Raw genomic sequence first — 17,531 nt, forward strand, 5'->3', positions numbered from 1 at the left:
ATTGTGACTGCGTTTTCTGACGTGATAGCCACACAGGGTTCAAAAATGACTACCGAAACTTCGCTGCTGGCGGGGGAAGAGACGCTTCACCACACCATGCAAAACTATCATCAGGTGCTGCGCCGCCGCCTGATCTGGATTGGCGTATTACTGGTGGCAATTATTGCCTCATTAATCCTCGACTTTACGCTCGGTCCGGCCGGGCTCTCACTGGACACGCTGTGGAATACGCTGCTCAGCCCCGACAGTGTCGATGCCGGTACCCGTGTTATCGTCTGGGATATTCGTCTGCCTTATGCACTGATGGCGCTGGTGGTCGGGCTGTCGCTGGGCCTGGCCGGCGCAGAAATGCAGACTATCCTGAATAACCCGCTGGCCAGCCCGTTTACGCTCGGTGTCTCATCGGCGGCGGCATTTGGTGCCGCGCTGGCGATCATTCTCGGCGTCGGTATTCCTGGCATTCCTGATCAGTGGTTAATCTCAGCCAACGCCTTTGTCTTTGCACTGTTTGCCGCGCTGATGCTGGATGCCGTGACCCGCTGGACGCAGGTCTCCTCTGCGGGCGTCGTTTTGTTCGGTATCGCACTGGTCTTTACCTTTAACGCACTGGTCTCAATGATGCAGTTCATTGCCAGCGAAGATACGCTGCAGGGTCTGGTGTTCTGGACCATGGGCAGCCTGGCGCGCGCCTCCTGGGAGAAGCTGGGCGTGCTGACCGTGGCGCTGGCCATCCTGGTGCCGTTCTCAATGATGAGCAGCTGGAAGCTGACGGCGCTGCGTCTGGGTGAAGACCGCGCCGTGAGCTTTGGTATCGACGTGCGTCGGCTGCGCCTGACCACCTTGCTGCGCATCAGTATCCTTTCGGCGCTGGCGGTGGCGTTTGTGGGACCCATTGGCTTCATCGGCCTGGTTGCACCCCACATTGCCCGCATGATGTTTGGTGAAGATCACCGTTTTTATCTGCCTGCCAGTGCGCTGGTTGGCGCGCTGGTGCTCTCCCTGGCGTCAGTCGCGTCGAAAAACCTGCTGCCGGGTGTCATTATTCCCGTGGGTATTGTGACGTCACTGATTGGTGTGCCGTTCTTCCTGAGTATTATTCTGCGCCATCGGGGGACGGTATAATGGAAACGGGTCTGACATTACGCGGCTTCAGTGCCGGTTATCCCAAACATAAAGTGATTGAAAACCTCAACGTGGCTCCGTTGCCACGGGGTGAGATTACCGTTCTGCTGGGACCGAATGGTTGCGGTAAATCGACGCTGTTGCGTGCACTGGCTGGTCTGAATAAAGGTCAGGGCGAGATGTGGCTTAACGGTGAAGATCTCATGACTCAGCCGTTTGCCCGCCGTGCGAAAAACGTAGTCTATCTGCCACAGTCGCTGCCTGCGGGCGTGCATCTGCATGTGCTGGAATCGATTATCGTGGCACAGCGTGCCTCCGGTGGCCTGCACAGTGCCAGCAGTGAAGCGGAAATCATGCATCTGCTGGAACAACTGGGCATTGCCCATCTGGCGATGCGCTACCTTGATCAGCTTTCGGGCGGACAGAAGCAGCTGGTCGGGCTGGCGCAATCTTTAATCCGTCGCCCTAAACTGCTGCTGCTGGATGAACCGCTGAGCGCGCTGGATCTCAATTACCAGTTCCACGTCATGGACCTGGTGCGCCGCGAAACGGCCCAGCGCAACATCGTGACGGTGGTGGTGGTGCATGACATCAACATCGCGCTGCGTCATGCGCAACATGCCCTGATGCTTAAGCAGGGCGCGCTGGTCGCAGAAGGGCAGCCGGATAAGGTGATTACGCCGGCTACGCTGGCAAAAGTGTATGGCGTCAACGGGCGTATCGAACACTGCTCACGCGGCATTCCGCAGGTGATGATCGATGGGCTGACCGGTCCGGCCTTAGTCTGATCGTCAGGTTAAGGTTGCGGCGGCTGAAGTATCCGCCTCTTTCGGAAAGGAGAGTGCAGGGCTGGCAGGGCGCTGACGTTGCAACCATGTTCCCGCCTCTACAGCATGCAAAAAAAGAGGGCCGCAATAGCGGCCCTGATTATTTACGCCAGCAGATGCTGGGCATGGAAGCGAAGATGATCTTCCACAAAACTGGCAATAAAGAAGTAGCTATGGTCATAACCCGGCTGAATACGCAGCGTCAGCGGGAAACCCACCTCGCGGGCGATCTCCTCTAACCGCTCTGGCTGCAGCTGATCGGCCAGGAACTGATCGCTGTCACCCTGATCGATCAGCATTGGCAACCGATGGGAGACTTCCGCCATCAGCTGGCAGCTGTCATATTCCCGCCACGCCGCACGATCGTCGCCCAGATAGGCCTGAAACGCTTTCTGGCCCCAAGGCACCTGCATTGGATTCACAATCGGTGCAAAGGCTGAAGCCGAGGCAAAGCGGTTACCCAGACGCAGCGCCAGCATCAGCGCGCCGTGTCCGCCCATAGAATGACCCATGATTGACTGGCGTTCACTGACCTTGAAGTTATCCGCAATCAGGGCAGGTAACTCGCTGCTCAGATAGTCGAACATGCGGAAATGACTCGCCCAGGGTTGCTGGGTGGCATTGAGATAAAATCCCGCACCCTGACCCAGATCGTATCCCTCATCGTTCGCCACGCCGTCACCGCGCGGGCTGGTGTCCGGCATAATCAGCACCAGACCCAGTTCCGCCGCAACGCGCTGCGCGCCCGCTTTGGTGGTGAAATTCTCGTCGTTACAGGTCAGGCCGGCTAAAAACCAGACCACCGGCGGCGGTGCATCACCGTGCGGGGTGGGCAGATAGATGCTAAAGGTCATCGGGCAGTTCAGCACGGCTGACTGATGACGCCAGCGCTGCTGCCAGCCGCCAAAAATACGGTGTTCTTCCAGTAGCTCCAGAGTGGATGCCATAACGCCTCCTGATTACTTGTTAAAGTGCACGACCGAGCGAATCGATTTTCCTTCGTGCATCAAATCAAAGGCGTCGTTGATCTCTTCCAGCGGCATGGTGTGAGTGATGAAGTCGTTAAGGGCAAATTTACCGTCGAGGTAATCCTGCACAATGCCTGGCAGCTGTGAACGGCCTTTTACGCCACCAAACGCGGAACCGCGCCAGACGCGACCGGTTACCAGCTGGAACGGACGGGTAGAGATCTCTTCACCGGCACCGGCAACACCGATAATCACAGACTCGCCCCAGCCTTTGTGGCAGCACTCCAGTGCGGAACGCATTACGTTGACGTTACCGATACACTCAAACGAGAAGTCCACGCCGCCGTCGGTCAGCTCGACAATCACATCCTGAATCGGTTTGTCGTAATCTTTCGGGTTAATCAGATCGGTGGCACCCAGTTTACGTGCCAGATCGAATTTGCTGGTGTTGAGGTCGATGGCAATGATACGGCCTGCTTTCGCCATTTTCGCGCCAATCACCGCAGAAAGACCGATGCCGCCGAGACCGAAGATCGCCACGGTGTCGCCTTCTTTCACTTTGGCGGTGTTCATTACCGCGCCCATGCCGGTCGTGACGCCACAGCCCAGCAGACAAACCTCTTCCAGCGGTGCTTCTTTACTGATTTTTGCCAGTGAGATCTCCGGGATGACGGTGTATTCAGAGAAGGTCGAGGTGCCCATGTAATGGAAAATCGGTTTGCCATCTTTGAAGAAGCGGGTGGTGCCGTCCGGCATCAGGCCCTTACCCTGGGTGGCGCGAATCGCCTGGCAGAGGTTAGTTTTGCCCGACAGACAGTACTTACATTTGCCGCACTCCGGGGTGTAAAGCGGGATGACATGGTCTCCCACTTCCACGCTGGTTACGCCTTCGCCCACCGCTTCCACGATGCCGCCGCCTTCATGGCCAAGGATCGCCGGGAAAACACCTTCCGGGTCAGTGCCGGAAAGGGTGTAGGCGTCGGTATGACAGACACCGGTCGCGACAATACGCACCAGCACTTCACCTTTTTGCGGTGGCATTAAATCCACTTCTTCGATTTTCAGTGGTTCGCCAGCAGCCCAGGCAACCGCGGCACGGGTTTTGATCATGTTCATGCAATCCCTCTTCCAGTCAGATTGTGACGCGTAATAGCGCCTTTTTTCGTGAGTTAAACATAGCGTGGAACGCTTATTCCGTCGCCTGCAATGGGTGGATCAGCTCATCGTTGAGCGGACGATCGTCAAACTGTTCAATAATCAGGTATTTCAGCGCTTCTACATTCGGGGTAAAGGCGTCACGCCGCCACATCAGCCAGGTGGCGGTGTCGCGATAAGCTGCGGGCAGGGTATGCGCCTGCACCCGCGACCGATCCGCCATCTGCTTCAGCACCGAAGCCGGAATCATCGCGACCCCTGCACCGCCCGCTACGCAGGCCAGCATGGCGTGATAGGACTGAATCTCCATCACACTGTTGGGTGCGGTCTGGCTGTCGCGATACCAGCTCTCCAGCTTCACCCGGTAAGAGCAGCTGTTGCGGAACGCAAACAGAGTATCGTCCTGCACGTCGCGCGCCGTGGTGATTGGCCCATGATCCAGCCCGGTGATCAGCACCATCTCCTCGCGAAAAGCGATGCAGCCATTCAGGTCATCATGAGAAACCGGGCCATCCACCAGCGCAGCGGCCAGGGTGCCTTCACGGACCCGATCGATAATTTCGCCTGAGGTGCCGGTAATCAGCGACAGCGCCACTTTAGGAAAGCGCTGATGATAGGCGGCGAGCAGGCCAGGCAGGCGGGTCGCTGCGGTGCTCTCCATGGAGCCCAGTGCAAAGTTTCCCGCCGGTTCGCCGGTTCGGGTCATGCTCATCGCTTCTTCACTTAACGCCAGAATGCGTTGCGCATAATTCAGGAAATTATGGCCCATCGGCGACAGGCGAATGCGCTGCTTCTCACGAATAAAGAGATCAACACCTAATTCCTCTTCCAGCTGACGCAGCCGCGTGGTGAGATTAGAGGGGACGCGATGCAGATGTTCTGCTGCGCGCGCCAGTGAACCCGTTTCGGCGACGGAACAGAACATACGCAGCTGAACTAAATCCATATCTTCTCTTCCTGTAAACAAGTTGGTTAATATTATTCACTTTCCGTGAGTTTAGTCATCCTGCATGCTATTAGCAAGTCAGAAGAGATCTCAGGGCAGAACAACAGGAGTTCAGCAATGGCGTTACGCGTCGCGCTCAGTGCATTTTTAACTTTATTTGTGGCGATGGGCATAGGGCGATTTGCCTTTACGCCGCAGGTGCCACTGATGATTCAGGCTCACCAGCTGACGCTTACCAGTGCCAGCCTGGTCGCAGCCCTCAACTATTTAGGCTACCTGTGTGGCTCCTTTGATGCGATGCGGGCGCATCAAAGGGTCGAACTGCGGCTGCAGGCGGGTGTATGGGGCGCGGTAATCCTGACGCTGCTCTCGGCACTGGCAACCGGCCCGTGGCTGCATGGCGCTATTCGTTTTCTGATTGGCTGGGCCAGCGGCTGGGCGATGGTGCTGGTGGCGGCCTGGAGCAACGAACAGCTGCATCGGCATGGGCGGGCAGGGTTGTCGGCGGCCGTGTTTGCCGGACCGGGTTGCGGCATTTTTGTCAGTGGTTTGCTGGGGGTAGCGCTGCACACATTCCAGGTCTCCGCCGGTCTTGCCTGGGCTGCTTACGGGGCGCTGGCGCTGCTGCTGATTGCGTTAATCACCCGTAACTTACCGCGTCGCGGCGAACTGCATCGTCCGGATCAGGCACCCGAGCCGCTGGTGCTGAACCGCAATCTTAAACGTCTGGTGCTGAGTTACAGTCTGGCAGGGTTTGGCTACATCCTGCCCGCGACTTTTCTGTCGCAGATGGCCGCCACACGTTTTCCTGACGGCATCTTCGCGCAGTTTGTCTGGCCGATATTTGGCGGGGCGGCAATGATCGGCATCCTGCTGGGTATTCTGACGCGGCGCTGGGGGCACAGCCATGTCCGCCTGGCGCTGGTGCTCTGGGCACAGGCGCTGGGTGTGTTTGCTGCGGCGCTGCTGCCCGGCTTTAGTGGCCTGCTGGCCGGTGCGTTGCTGGTCGGAGGCGGCTTCCTGAGTGTGGTGCAGTTGTCTATGCTCTGCGCCCGCGAACTGGCGCCCAACCATCTGCGATTCATGGCTGGCCTGCTGACGACCGGCTATGCGATTGGACAACTTGTCGGCCCGCTGCTCTCTTTTCTCTCAACGGCCTTGTTACATCGGCTTGAGCCTGCGCTCTGGGTGGCAGGGGTGAGTCTGGTCTGGGCAGGCCTGCTGGTCTGGCGAAGAATTGAGTGAAAAGCTTTCATCACCAATCTGATTGATTGCTGGATTCCCCGCAAAGAAAGTTTCACAATACGCGCCTGATTACAGGGCCCGCAGGCAAAAGCTTGCGGGCGCAACACCAGCCGGAGAAGAGTAGATGAGCACCTTAAGTCAGGAAGCTGCCCTGGTTCACGAAGCGCTGCTGGCGCGTGGACTGGAAACGCCGTTACGTGCACCGACGCGCGACATTGATGACGAAACGCGTAAGAGCCTGATTGCCGGGCACATGACCGAGATTATGCAGCTGCTGAATCTGGATCTTGAAGATGACAGCCTGATGGAAACGCCACATCGCATCGCCAAAATGTATGTGGATGAAATCTTTTCCGGCCTCGACTACGCAAACTTCCCGAAAATCACCGTCATTGAGAACAAAATGAAGGTCGATGAGATGGTGACCGTGCGTGATATCACCCTGACCAGCACCTGTGAACACCACTTTGTGATCATCGATGGCAAGGCTACCGTCGCCTATATTCCCAAAGAAAAGGTGATTGGCCTGTCGAAAATTAACCGCATCGTGCAGTTCTTTGCTCAGCGTCCGCAGGTGCAGGAGCGGCTGACGCAGCAGGTTCTGGTTGCATTGCAGACGCTGCTGGGCACTAACAATGTGGCTGTTTCTATTGATGCGGTGCACTACTGTGTCAAAGCGCGTGGCGTAAAAGATGCCACCAGCGCCACTACCACGACGTCGCTGGGTGGCCTGTTCAAGTCAAGTCAGAACACCCGTCAGGAATTTTTGCGCGCGGTGCGCCATAGTTGAGTTTATGGCGGGCGCATAACGTTGCCCGCCTCAATGTGCAGGTGCCGCATGCAACGCTATCACGCGCTGGATTTCATTCGTGGATGTGCCATTCTCGGCATTCTGCTGCTCAATATTGTCGGCTTCGGTCTGCCTTCAGCCGCCTACCTTAATCCAGCCTGGCAGGGTAGCGTCACGCTTTCCGATGCCTGGACATGGGCACTCTCTGACGTTTTTGCTCAGCTCAAATTCCTCACGCTGTTTGCGCTGCTGTTTGGCGCGGGTCTGCAAATGCAGCTGCCGCGCGGCAGTCGCTGGCTCACAGCCCGGCTTTCCCTTCTGGTCCTGATCGGTTTTGTTCACGGGGTTTTTCTCTGGGAAGGGGACATCCTGCTGGACTACGGCATTATCGGGCTGGTGGTGTGGCGGGTGCTGCGTGATGTTCCCTCCACCCGCAGCCTGATGAATACCGGCATTCTGCTCTACCTGGTCGGCTGTGGGGTGCTGCTGGTGTTTGGGTCGATCTCCTCTCCTGAACCGACTCATTCCTGGCTGCCGGGCGCAGCGGAACTGCAATATGAACAGTTCTGGAAACTCGCTGGCGGCTGGGACGCGATACAGAACCGGCTGGACCATCTTTCGTCAGGGCTGATGGCGCTTGCAGCGCAGTATGGCTGGCAGCTGGCAGGTCTGATGATGATCGGTGGCGCACTGCTGCGCAGCGGCTGGCTGATTGGCGAATTCCCTGCACGGCATTATCGTCAGGCGGCGGCGCTGCTGTTAATCATTGGGTTCGCCATTGCGGTGGCCGGTGTGGCAGCGCAATGGCTGTTACATTGGGAGTTTCGCTGGACCGCATTTTACCTGCAGGCGCCGCGCGACCTTGCCAGCCCGCTGATCAGTCTGGGCTACACCGCTCTCTGCCTGGCTTACTGGCCGCAGATCGCGCGCTGGCGCATCAGCTATGCTATCCAGTGCGTGGGCCGGATGGCGCTGACCAACTACCTGCTTCAGACCGTGATCTGCACTACGTTGTTCTATCGCTTTGGCTTCTATATGCACTTTACCCGGCTGGAACTGCTGCTGATAGTGCCTGCGGTATGGCTCTTCAATATCCTGTTTTCACTCATCTGGTTACATTTCTTTGCACAGGGTCCGCTGGAATGGCTTTGGCGGCGGTTTACGCTGCTCTCAGCCGGCAGATCCCGTATCACTGACAACGCAGGATAATGACCGCCATCACAAAGGTTACAGAATTGTATGTAACCGTTTTCATTGATGTGACGCAATTCACGCTGTACGCCTCCTGCCCCTGACAAAATAGCGCCGGTGTTCAACCCGGCGTGATGCCTAATTTTCCTTTCTGGAACTGCTGCATGATAACTATTCGTGATGTTGCCCGTCAGGCTGGCGTGTCAGTGGCGACCGTGTCGCGCGTCCTTAATCAGAGCAACGCCGTGACCTCAGATACCCGTGACACCGTGTTACAGGCGGTTGAAGCGCTGGGCTATCGCCCTAACGCCAACGCCCAGGCGCTGGCGACGCAGGTCAGCGACACGATTGGGGTGGTGGTGATGGATGTCTCCGATCCCTTCTTCGGGGCGCTGGTTAAAGCAGTCGATACCGTAGCGCAGCGCGTGCACAAACATGTGTTAATCAGCAACTCCTGGCATCAGGAAGAGAAAGAGCGTCATGCCATTGAAGTGCTGATCCGTCAGCGCTGCAGCGCGCTGGTGGTGCATGCAAAAACACTGCCGGATGCGGAACTGGCGGACTTTATGCAGCACGTACCCGGCATGGTAGTCATTAACCGTATCGTTCCCGGTTTTGAACACCGCAGCGTCAGTCTGGATAACGTAACTGGCGCATTGATGGCTTCAAGAACCCTGTTACAACAGGGACATAGCCGCATCGGCTATCTCTGCTCCAGTCATCCGATCGAAGATGTGGCCCAGCGTCGTGAAGGATGGATGCAGGCAATGGCAGAGCAGGGCATTCGGCCCCAGGAGAGCTGGATAGCCAGTGCAGAGCCCGACATGCAGGGCGGTGAAGCAGCGATGGTGGAGTTGCTGGGGCGCAATCTCAACCTTACGGCGGTGTTTGCCTATAACGACGGCATGGCTGCTGGCGCGCTCACTGCGTTGAAAGACAACGGCATTCAGGTTCCACAGCATTTTTCTGTCATTGGCTTCGATGATATTCCCATTTCCCGTTACACCGACCCACAGTTAACGACTGTTCGCTATCCCATTGTATCTATGGCGAAAATCGCCACAGAACTGGCATTGCAGGGCGCAGCAGGCCTGCTTGATGACACCGCAACACATATCTTTATGCCGACGCTGGTGCGGCGTCATTCGGTGGCGCAGCGGCAAAATGTGGAGTCCGTCACTAATTCAGGCGATTCAGGCATGTAACCGTTTTCAATCTGTGATTACATTCACAGTTAATTAACATTGCTCTCACTATGATGGCAGCGTCTTACCGGACTGAAACATTATGTAACGCCAGTGTAACGGCATCAGTTGTGGTCTCAGTAGCCGGTTATAGGGTTCACCCCCTCTTCATGGAAGCATTCAGGCACAAGGATGTCAGGTTTTAGACGGTATTCAACGGCTCACCATCCCCATTACGTTAGCCGACGTGCCGATCTGTTTTACCGATTGCTCTCCCGCATGTTGCGCGGTAGCGCTAAAAAGACCCTGCATAATAAAACCGGAGATACCATGAATAAGAAGGTTTTCACGCTTACAGCACTGGTTGCCAGCATGATGTTTGGTGCAACCGCTCACGCAGCTGACACCCGTATCGGCGTGACCATTTACAAATACGATGACAACTTCATGTCAATGGTGCGTAAAGACATCGAGAAAGAAGCGAAAGCGATCGGTGGCGTACAGTTGCTGATGAATGACTCACAGAACGACCAGTCCAAACAGAACGATCAGGTTGACGTGCTGATGGCAAAAGGCGTGAAAGCGCTGGCGATTAACCTGGTTGACCCGGCTGCCGCTGCGGTGATCGTAGACAAAGCGCGTGCTAACGATGTGCCGGTTGTCTTCTTCAACAAAGAACCGAACGCCAAAGTGCTGGCGGGTTATGACAAAGCCTACTACGTCGGTACCGACTCTAAAGAGTCCGGCATCATTCAGGGTCAGCTGATCGAGAAACACTGGAAAGCGACACCAGCCTGGGATTTGAACAAAGATGGCACCATTCAGTTCGTGCTGCTGAAAGGCGAGCCGGGTCATCCTGATGCAGAAGCCCGTACCAAATATGTGATCGACACCCTGAACAAAGATGGTCTGAAAACCCAGCAGTTAGCAATGGATACGGCCATGTGGGATACCGCTCAGGCTAAAGATAAGATGGATGCATGGTTGTCAGGCCCGAACGCCAAAAAAATCGAAGTGGTGATTGCCAACAACGATGCGATGGCAATGGGTGCGGTTGAAGCGCTGAAAGCGCACAACATGACGTCAATCCCTGTGTTCGGCGTCGATGCCCTGCCAGAAGCGCTGGCGCTGGTTAAATCCGGTGCGCTGGCCGGTACCGTGCTGAACGATGCGGAAAACCAGGCGAAAGCGACGCTGGATATTGCCAATAACCTGGCGAACGGCAAAGCGGCAACTGACGGCACTAACTTCAAGATGGTTGATAAGATCGTCCGCGTTCCTTACGTGCCGGTTGATAAAGAAAATCTGTCTCAGTTCGTGAAATAAGATCGATTACGGGCGCGACCGCGGTCGCGCCTTTTTTATGTCACCACCGTTTTTTAGCCAGGTAAAATATGGCCAGTGATAACACGACCGCGCAGCGAGAATATTTGCTGGAAATGACGAATGTTTCAAAATCATTTCCCGGCGTTAAAGCGTTAGATAATGTTAATTTGAAAGTGCGGCCTCACTCTGTTCATGCATTAATGGGCGAGAACGGTGCCGGGAAATCCACATTATTAAAATGCCTGTTTGGTATCTATAAAAAAGATACCGGCAGTATCCTGTTTCAGGGTAACGAGATCGATTATAAAAGCTCCAAAGAGGCGCTGGAAAATGGCGTGTCGATGGTGCATCAGGAATTAAACCTGGTACTGCAACGTACCGTGATGGACAACATGTGGCTTGGGCGCTATCCGCGCAAAGGCTTTTTTGTCGATCAGGATAAAATGTATCAGGATACAAAAGCGATTTTTGACGAGCTGGATATCGATATCGATCCGCGCGACAAAGTTGCCAATCTTTCTGTATCTCAGATGCAGATGATTGAAATTGCCAAAGCGTTCTCTTACGACGCGAAAATTGTGATTATGGATGAACCGACTTCCTCGCTGACTGAGAAAGAGGTTAATCACCTGTTCACGATTATTCGCAAACTGAAAGATCGCGGCTGCGGCATTGTTTATATTTCGCACAAGATGGAAGAGATTTTCCAGCTGTGCGATGAGATCACCATTCTGCGTGATGGTCAGTGGATTACCTCTCAGCCGCTGGAAGGGCTGGATATGGATAAGATCATCGCTATGATGGTCGGCCGTTCACTGAACCAGCGTTTCCCTGACCGTACCAACGTGCCAGGCGAGACCATTCTTGAGGTGCGCAATCTGACGTCGCTGCGTCAGCCATCGATTCGTGACATCTCATTTGATCTGCGTAAAGGGGAGATACTCGGCATTGCCGGGCTGGTTGGCGCCAAACGTACCGATATCGTCGAAACGCTGTTTGGCATTCGCGAAAAATCGGGTGGCACCATTAAACTGCATGGTAAACCGATTAATAATCACAGTGCCAACGAAGCCATTAACCACGGTTTCGCGCTGGTGACGGAAGAGCGTCGCTCAACCGGTATTTATGCTTATCTGGATATTGGTTTTAACTCGCTTATTTCCAATATTAAAAAATATAAAAACAGTATGGGGCTGCTGGATAATAAACGCATGAAGAGTGATACCCAGTGGGTGATCGATTCTATGCGCGTTAAGACACCAGGCCACCATACTCAAATTGGTTCGCTTTCGGGCGGTAACCAGCAAAAAGTGATTATTGGCCGCTGGTTATTGACCCAGCCTGAAATCCTGATGCTTGATGAACCAACTCGCGGTATTGATGTTGGTGCAAAATTCGAAATTTACCAGTTGATTGCTGAGCTGGCGAAGAAAGAAAAGGGCATCATTATTATCTCTTCTGAAATGCCGGAGCTGTTAGGCATTACCGATCGTATTCTGGTAATGAGTAATGGACTGGTAGCAGGCATAGTTGATACCAAAACGACCACGCAGAACGAAATATTGCGTTTAGCGTCATTACACCTTTAATGAAGCAAGGGCTGTTAACATGAAAGCGACCACAAAAAAGAATGCGCTAACCTGGTTAAAAGAGGGCGGCATTTACGTCGTTCTGCTGGTATTGCTGGCTATTATTATCTTCCAGGATCCATCGTTCTTAAGTTTAATGAACCTGAGTAATATTCTGACCCAATCTTCAGTGCGCATTATTATTGCACTGGGTGTGGCGGGTCTGATTGTGACCCAGGGTACTGACCTGTCAGCCGGACGTCAGGTTGGTCTGGCTGCGGTTGTCGCCGCGACGTTGCTGCAGGCGATGGATAACGCGAACAAAGTCTTCCCGACGCTGGATACCGTGCCGATTCCACTGGTTATTCTGACCGTGTGCATCATCGGCGGTGTGATTGGTCTGGTCAACGGTGTGATTATTGCTTACCTGAAGGTAACGCCATTTATCACCACGCTGGGCACCATGATTATCGTTTACGGTATCAACTCACTCTATTATGACTTTGTTGGCGCATCACCGATTGCCGGTTTTGACGCAGGCTTCTCGAAATTCACCCAGGGCTTCTTGCGCTTTGGTGATTTCAAACTGTCGTTCATCACGTTCTACGCTGTGATTGCCATTATTTTCGTCTGGGTGCTGTGGAACAAAACCCGCTTCGGCAAAAACATTTTTGCTATCGGCGGTAACCCGGAAGCGGCGAAAGTCTCTGGCGTGAACGTCCCGATGAACCTGATCATGATCTATGCCCTGTCAGGTGTGTTTTACGCCTTCGGCGGGATGCTGGAAGCGGGTCGTATCGGTTCTGCCACCAACAACCTCGGCTTTATGTATGAGCTGGATGCGATTGCGGCCTGTGTGGTCGGCGGCGTCTCCTTCGCCGGTGGTGTGGGTAGCGTAGCGGGCGTCGTGACCGGTGTACTGATCTTCACCGTTATCAACTACGGTCTGACCTATATCGGCGTCAACCCTTACTGGCAGTACATCATTAAAGGCGGCATCATTATCTTCGCCGTTGCGCTGGATTCACTGAAATACTCTCGTAAGAAGTAAGTCTGATTCAACGCTAAGAAAGCGACCTTTGGGTCGCTTTTTTTATGGGCAGATGTTGTGAGGAATTGCTGTGAGATCGAGTCAGCGAAGGGAACAGGGTCAGATCGGAAAGACGCAAAACCTGTCATCCATGACACGCTCGGCTCGTGTTATTCCTCTGCAGAACGCTTTTTATGAGGGAGAGTGTTGGAGGCATTGCTGTGAGATCGAGTCTGCGAAGGGAACAGGGTCAGATCGGAAAGTCGCAAAGGCCGTCATCCATGACACGCTCGGCCCGCGCCATCCATGGCGCGGGACGCTTTCCTCTTCTGACCCTGTTCCCTGCGCGTTGAGCTTAGTCGTTGCTGTCAGAATTCCCTGAACCTTGTACCTTGCTGCCAGACCGCAGCAAACTGCTAACAATGCGATTTCAGCAAAGCTAAAAGAAGCCGCTGAGCGCCAGCTATTTCCGCAGTTTTTGTTCCAGCTCCAGCAGCTGCTCCGGCGTCACCGCAGGGTAACTCTGCGCATCTTCAGGGACATCGCGTACGGCGGGAATAGGTACCAGCGGACCTAAGAAGCGAGGTTCACGCTTGAGCAGAAAGAGGTCCGCCAGCGCGCCCAGTCGGGCACCGACTTCACGGAAGCGCACGCTGAGCATGTTTTTAGGTGAGGGCACCGCATAGCACTGCGCCTGAATACCCAGCTGTAAGGCGATAAACAGCGCACGCTCACAGTGAAAACGCTGCGTGATAATAATGAAATCGTTGGTATCAAACACTTTACGTGTGCGAACGATGGAGTCCAGCGTACGGAACCCGGCATAATCGAGCACGATATCAGCCGGATCGACACCAGCTTTGATGAGGTCGCGTCGCATGGTCATCGGCTCATTATAACTTTGCAGCGCGTTATCACCACTCAGCAGCAGGTAATTGACCTTGCCGCTGTTGTAGGCGTTCAGCGCGCCCTGAATGCGATAGAGGTAATACTGATTGATGACGCCGGTACGATAATATTTAGCCGTACCCAGCACCACGCCAACCTGACGATGGGGTAAAGAGGCGACATTTTCGTAGATAAAAGGCGCAGTTTTCCAGCTGATCCAACGATCAAGGCCGAGCGCCGTTGCCATCATCAGTAAGATGATGAAAAGCAGACCAATGGAAACGCGTTTCAGCATGCGCCTGGAGACTCGATGTCAGAATGTTGAGATGGGACAAGGCTACTTGAGCTGTCGCAGTGAAGCAAGTTACTGCCGGCTGGCTGTGCTATTTTTGAACACTGCCGGATCGCTTGCGATCCGGCAGTCTGAAGGTTAAATCGAGGTACGACGATAATGACGATACTGCGGCAGCCAGAAGTTGCTGGCGATAGCCTGTGACAACACATCCTCTGAGGTCACTACGGCGACACCCGCCAGCTGAGCCGCTTTACCCACTTCCATCGCAATGATTTTCGACACACCCTGAATATCTTTAATCTCAGGCAGCACCGGGCCTTCGCCTTCATTCACCAGCGGTGAACAGTCGGCGAGCGCACGGCTGGCGGTCATCAGCATGGTATCGGTAACGCGGCTGGCGCCTGACGCAATCACACCCAGCCCAATACCCGGGAAGATATAGGAGTTGTTGCACTGCGCAATCGGATAGGTTTTACCATTCCAGCTCACCGGTGAGAACGGGCTGCCCGTGGCGACCAGCGCGGCACCGTCAGTCCAGGCAATGATATCCGCAGGTGTGGCTTCCACGCGTGATGTCGGGTTCGACAACGGCATCACGATAGGGCGCTTACAGTGCTTGTGCATCTCGCGAATGATCTCTTCGGTGAACAGACCCGGCTGGCCGGAGACACCAATCAGAATATCGGGTTTCGCATTGCGTACGACATCCAGCAGCGAAATGGAATCATTGGTGATATCCCAGGTCTGCAGGTTTTCGCTTTTCTGCACCAGCTTGCTCTGGAAGTCGAGCAGGTTAGGGAGCTTATCAGTCAACAGACCAAAGCGATCCACCATCATTACCCGGCCACGCGCTTCATCATCACTCAGACCTTCTGATTTCATCTGCGCAATGATCTGTTCAGCGATTCCGCAACCCGCAGAACCGGCACCCAGGAACACCACTTTCTGCTCGCACAGGCGGCTACCGGCTGCGCGGCTGGCCGCAATCAGCGTGCCAACGGTCACGGCGGCGGTGCCCTGAATATCGTCGTTAAAGCAGCAGACTTCATCGCGATAGCGGTTCAGCAGTGGCATGGCATTCTTCTGGGCGAAATCTTCAAACTGCAACAGCACTTTCGGCCAGCGGCGCTTAACGGCCTGAATAAACTCATTCACGAACGTATCATACTCTTCGCCAGTGATACGCGGATGACGCCAGCCCATGTAGAGCGGATCGTTCAGCAACTGCTGATTGTTGGTGCCGACATCCAGCACAACCGGCAGCGTGTACGCCGGGCTGATGCCGCCACAGGCGGTATACAGCGAAAGCTTACCAATCGGGATACCCATGCCACCGATGCCCTGATCGCCGAGGCCCAGAATACGTTCGCCATCAGTCACCACAATGACCTTCACATTCTGCTTGGTGGCGTTTTGCAGCATATCTTCGATGCGATCGCGGTTTGGGTAGGAGATGAACACGCCACGCGCACGGCGGTAGATTTCAGAGAAGTGTTCACACGCTGCGCCAACGGTCGGGGTGTAGATAATCGGCATCATCTCTTCGAGATGGTTATCCAGCAGGCGGTAAAACAGCGTTTCGTTGGTGTCCTGGATGTTGCGCAGGTAGACATGCTTATCGTTATTGTTTTTGAAGTCCTGGAACTGACGCCAGGCACGCTGCGCCTGTTCTTCAATCGATTCTACGGCTTCTGGCAGCAGACCATTGAGGTTGAATTCGTTACGTTCTTCGATACTGAAGGCGCTGCCTTTGTTTAACAGGGGAAATTCCAGCAAAATCGGGCCAGCATAAGGGATATACAGCGGGCGTTTACTTTCGTAGTCGAGTTCCATGCAGTGATGCTCCGGTTGCAGTGTTGTCTGGCGTCACGCCGGAAAGGTAGCGCCAGTTTTCTTACCCGTTATAGCTCAGACTGCAGGCCCGGCAGCGGCAGGGTAACCGCTCCAGAAAGATTCACGACCGCGGTGCCATCCTGCAACCTGAATTATTCAGAGTAATTTGTGATCACGTGAATTCTGGCGCCAGATCCTATGAAATTTCCCGCAGAAGTACAGCGTTTGTTCATAAAAGCTCACAAAACTGTGGCCTCTCTGACAGCGGGTTATGCTTTGTACAGCGTCACCTGCAGCAGCTCACCGCAACCAAATGTCTCAAGTGTTGCCTGTGTGGCGGCGAACTGGCTTAACGTGGCATTTTCTACTTCAGCTAAAACCGCTTTTTTTATCTGATGAACATCGCCGCCCTGCATGTTCAGCAAGACCAGCGCCGCCTGAAGTGGCGGGAAGCTTGGGTTGAACGCGGCATTTTCCGCATAGCGACCCGCGACAATCGCGCCATCCTGGGTCAGCAGGGCAACACCAGCGTGTGACTGACTGTAAGGCGCATGGCTGGCATTGGCGGCGGCCACGGCGGCCTGTACCAGTTCATCGCCCACGGCCACGTAACCATGATCAACCTCGTCCATCAGGAAGGTTGTGATGTCGAGATCGCGTGGGCCAAAGGCATCGGGCAAATAGTCGGCCAGGGTGCTGATCGCGCGCTTTGGCAGGCTGATACGAATGCTGGTGCCGCTGTTCAGCTCGTTCATAAACTGACGGCAGTGCCCGCACGGCGTGTAGTTAACGGTTATCGTCTCAAGCTGGCGCTCGCCACGCAGCCACGCATGGGTAATGGCGCTCTGCTCGGCGTGAACCGTCTGCTGCATCGCCGTGCCGACAAATTCCATGTTGGCCCCGAAGTACCAGTTGCCGCTGACGCCACGGGCAATCGCCCCGACGTTAAAATGCGACACGGTAGCCACGGCGCAGGACGCCGCCAGAGGCAGCAGCGCCAGCGCCAGTGCATCGGCATCCATCTGGGTCTGTTGTTGCAGCGAGGCGACCTGGTCGGCGCTGAGCACGGCGTTGAAGTCAGCCTCGTTCAGCAGGGGAGCCAGTGCAGTTTGCAGCGTTGACGGCAATGCCTCAAAAGCGGAGAGGAAACGGGATTGCATGTG

15 protein-coding genes are annotated in these 17,531 nt (G+C 54.9%); 9 read left to right on the plus strand and 6 right to left on the minus strand.

What is annotated here, in order from left to right; translation table 11 throughout:
* The first annotated feature begins 45 nt into the window (after nt 1–45).
* On the plus strand, nt 46–1,122 hold the full coding sequence (locus LQK91_RS01880; protein WP_105098971.1) for a FecCD family ABC transporter permease: 1,077 nt from the start codon (nt 46–48) through the stop codon (nt 1,120–1,122).
* Nucleotides 1,122–1,910, plus strand: a complete 789-nt coding sequence (locus LQK91_RS01885; RefSeq protein ID WP_003854130.1) for an ABC transporter ATP-binding protein — start codon at nt 1,122–1,124, stop codon at nt 1,908–1,910. The genes LQK91_RS01880 and LQK91_RS01885 overlap by 1 nt, the downstream gene beginning before the upstream one ends.
* 143 nt (nt 1,911–2,053) lie before the next feature.
* Here LQK91_RS01885 and fghA read toward each other — a convergent pair whose 3' ends face one another.
* The 3 genes from fghA to ptrR all read right to left on the minus strand — a co-directional run bounded on the left by fghA (nt 2,054) and on the right by ptrR (nt 5,018).
* Nucleotides 2,054–2,896 carry an S-formylglutathione hydrolase gene (gene fghA / locus LQK91_RS01890; protein WP_008926109.1) on the minus strand — a complete coding sequence of 281 codons (843 nt, stop codon included), beginning with the start codon at nt 2,894–2,896 and terminating at the stop codon, nt 2,054–2,056.
* Between the two features lie 12 nt (nt 2,897–2,908).
* Nucleotides 2,909–4,033 (minus strand): S-(hydroxymethyl)glutathione dehydrogenase/class III alcohol dehydrogenase, encoded by a 1,125-nt coding sequence (locus LQK91_RS01895; RefSeq protein ID WP_003854127.1) that lies wholly within the window; start codon nt 4,031–4,033, stop codon nt 2,909–2,911.
* Between the two features lie 73 nt (nt 4,034–4,106).
* Entirely contained in the window at nt 4,107–5,018 is a 912-nt protein-coding gene (gene ptrR / locus LQK91_RS01900) for a putrescine utilization regulator PtrR (RefSeq protein WP_003854125.1), read from the minus strand.
* Nucleotides 5,019–5,135: 117 nt separating this feature from the next.
* On the opposite strand from ptrR, the gene LQK91_RS01905 reads away from it, so the two are divergent.
* The 7 genes from LQK91_RS01905 to mglC all read left to right on the plus strand — a co-directional run bounded on the left by LQK91_RS01905 (nt 5,136) and on the right by mglC (nt 13,373).
* Nucleotides 5,136–6,263 carry a YbfB/YjiJ family MFS transporter gene (locus tag LQK91_RS01905; protein ID WP_008926108.1) on the plus strand — a complete coding sequence of 376 codons (1,128 nt, stop codon included), beginning with the start codon at nt 5,136–5,138 and terminating at the stop codon, nt 6,261–6,263.
* A 124-nt stretch (nt 6,264–6,387) separates the two neighbouring features.
* Entirely contained in the window at nt 6,388–7,053 is a 666-nt protein-coding gene (folE, locus tag LQK91_RS01910) for a GTP cyclohydrolase I FolE (RefSeq protein ID WP_008926107.1), read from the plus strand.
* Nucleotides 7,054–7,101: 48 nt separating this feature from the next.
* Nucleotides 7,102–8,262, plus strand: a complete 1,161-nt coding sequence (yeiB, locus tag LQK91_RS01915; protein ID WP_105098972.1) for a DUF418 domain-containing protein YeiB — start codon at nt 7,102–7,104, stop codon at nt 8,260–8,262.
* Between the two features lie 146 nt (nt 8,263–8,408).
* Entirely contained in the window at nt 8,409–9,449 is a 1,041-nt protein-coding gene (gene galS, locus LQK91_RS01920) for an HTH-type transcriptional regulator GalS (protein WP_003854118.1), read from the plus strand.
* Between the two features lie 309 nt (nt 9,450–9,758).
* Nucleotides 9,759–10,754 carry a galactose/glucose ABC transporter substrate-binding protein MglB gene (mglB, locus tag LQK91_RS01925; RefSeq protein ID WP_003854116.1) on the plus strand — a complete coding sequence of 332 codons (996 nt, stop codon included), beginning with the start codon at nt 9,759–9,761 and terminating at the stop codon, nt 10,752–10,754.
* Between the two features lie 68 nt (nt 10,755–10,822).
* A complete protein-coding gene (mglA, locus tag LQK91_RS01930; protein WP_003854115.1) occupies nt 10,823–12,343 on the plus strand; it encodes a galactose/methyl galactoside ABC transporter ATP-binding protein MglA in 1,521 nt (506 codons plus the stop codon).
* A 19-nt stretch (nt 12,344–12,362) separates the two neighbouring features.
* Entirely contained in the window at nt 12,363–13,373 is a 1,011-nt protein-coding gene (gene mglC / locus LQK91_RS01935) for a galactose/methyl galactoside ABC transporter permease MglC (RefSeq protein ID WP_003854114.1), read from the plus strand.
* A gap of 442 nt (nt 13,374–13,815) precedes the next feature.
* Here mglC and sanA read toward each other — a convergent pair whose 3' ends face one another.
* The 3 genes from sanA to cdd all read right to left on the minus strand — a co-directional run bounded on the left by sanA (nt 13,816) and on the right by cdd (nt 17,528).
* Complete coding sequence (gene sanA / locus LQK91_RS01940) at nt 13,816–14,535, minus strand: outer membrane permeability protein SanA (protein ID WP_004571246.1); 720 nt, start codon at nt 14,533–14,535, stop codon at nt 13,816–13,818.
* Nucleotides 14,536–14,670: 135 nt separating this feature from the next.
* Nucleotides 14,671–16,368 (minus strand): NAD-dependent malic enzyme, encoded by a 1,698-nt coding sequence (locus LQK91_RS01945; protein WP_105098973.1) that lies wholly within the window; start codon nt 16,366–16,368, stop codon nt 14,671–14,673.
* Nucleotides 16,369–16,637: 269 nt separating this feature from the next.
* Nucleotides 16,638–17,528: a cytidine deaminase gene (gene cdd / locus LQK91_RS01950; RefSeq protein ID WP_004571248.1), complete on the minus strand. Its 891-nt coding sequence runs from the start codon at nt 17,526–17,528 to the stop codon at nt 16,638–16,640.
* Nucleotides 17,529–17,531 lie beyond the last annotated feature (3 nt).

Source organism: Pantoea sp. MHSD4 (assembly GCF_021043305.1).
Lineage (GTDB): Bacteria > Pseudomonadota > Gammaproteobacteria > Enterobacterales > Enterobacteriaceae > Pantoea > Pantoea eucalypti.

Excerpts from the sequence above, each read along its gene's own strand:
- yeiB (WP_105098972.1), top strand. The coding sequence starts at position 7,102 with ATGCAACGCTATCACGCGCTGGATTTCATTCGTGGATGTGCCATTCTC.
- mglC (WP_003854114.1), top strand. The coding sequence starts at position 12,363 with ATGAAAGCGACCACAAAAAAGAATGCGCTAACCTGGTTAAAAGAGGGC.
- ptrR (WP_003854125.1), bottom strand. The coding sequence starts at position 5,018 with ATGGATTTAGTTCAGCTGCGTATGTTCTGTTCCGTCGCCGAAACGGGT.
- LQK91_RS01880 (WP_105098971.1), top strand. The coding sequence starts at position 46 with ATGACTACCGAAACTTCGCTGCTGGCGGGGGAAGAGACGCTTCACCAC.
- mglB (WP_003854116.1), top strand. The coding sequence starts at position 9,759 with ATGAATAAGAAGGTTTTCACGCTTACAGCACTGGTTGCCAGCATGATG.
- galS (WP_003854118.1), top strand. The coding sequence starts at position 8,409 with ATGATAACTATTCGTGATGTTGCCCGTCAGGCTGGCGTGTCAGTGGCG.
- LQK91_RS01895 (WP_003854127.1), bottom strand. The coding sequence starts at position 4,033 with ATGAACATGATCAAAACCCGTGCCGCGGTTGCCTGGGCTGCTGGCGAA.
- folE (WP_008926107.1), top strand. The coding sequence starts at position 6,388 with ATGAGCACCTTAAGTCAGGAAGCTGCCCTGGTTCACGAAGCGCTGCTG.
- cdd (WP_004571248.1), bottom strand. The coding sequence starts at position 17,528 with ATGCAATCCCGTTTCCTCTCCGCTTTTGAGGCATTGCCGTCAACGCTG.
- LQK91_RS01905 (WP_008926108.1), top strand. The coding sequence starts at position 5,136 with ATGGCGTTACGCGTCGCGCTCAGTGCATTTTTAACTTTATTTGTGGCG.
- LQK91_RS01945 (WP_105098973.1), bottom strand. The coding sequence starts at position 16,368 with ATGGAACTCGACTACGAAAGTAAACGCCCGCTGTATATCCCTTATGCT.
- sanA (WP_004571246.1), bottom strand. The coding sequence starts at position 14,535 with ATGCTGAAACGCGTTTCCATTGGTCTGCTTTTCATCATCTTACTGATG.
- fghA (WP_008926109.1), bottom strand. The coding sequence starts at position 2,896 with ATGGCATCCACTCTGGAGCTACTGGAAGAACACCGTATTTTTGGCGGC.
- mglA (WP_003854115.1), top strand. The coding sequence starts at position 10,823 with ATGGCCAGTGATAACACGACCGCGCAGCGAGAATATTTGCTGGAAATG.
- LQK91_RS01885 (WP_003854130.1), top strand. The coding sequence starts at position 1,122 with ATGGAAACGGGTCTGACATTACGCGGCTTCAGTGCCGGTTATCCCAAA.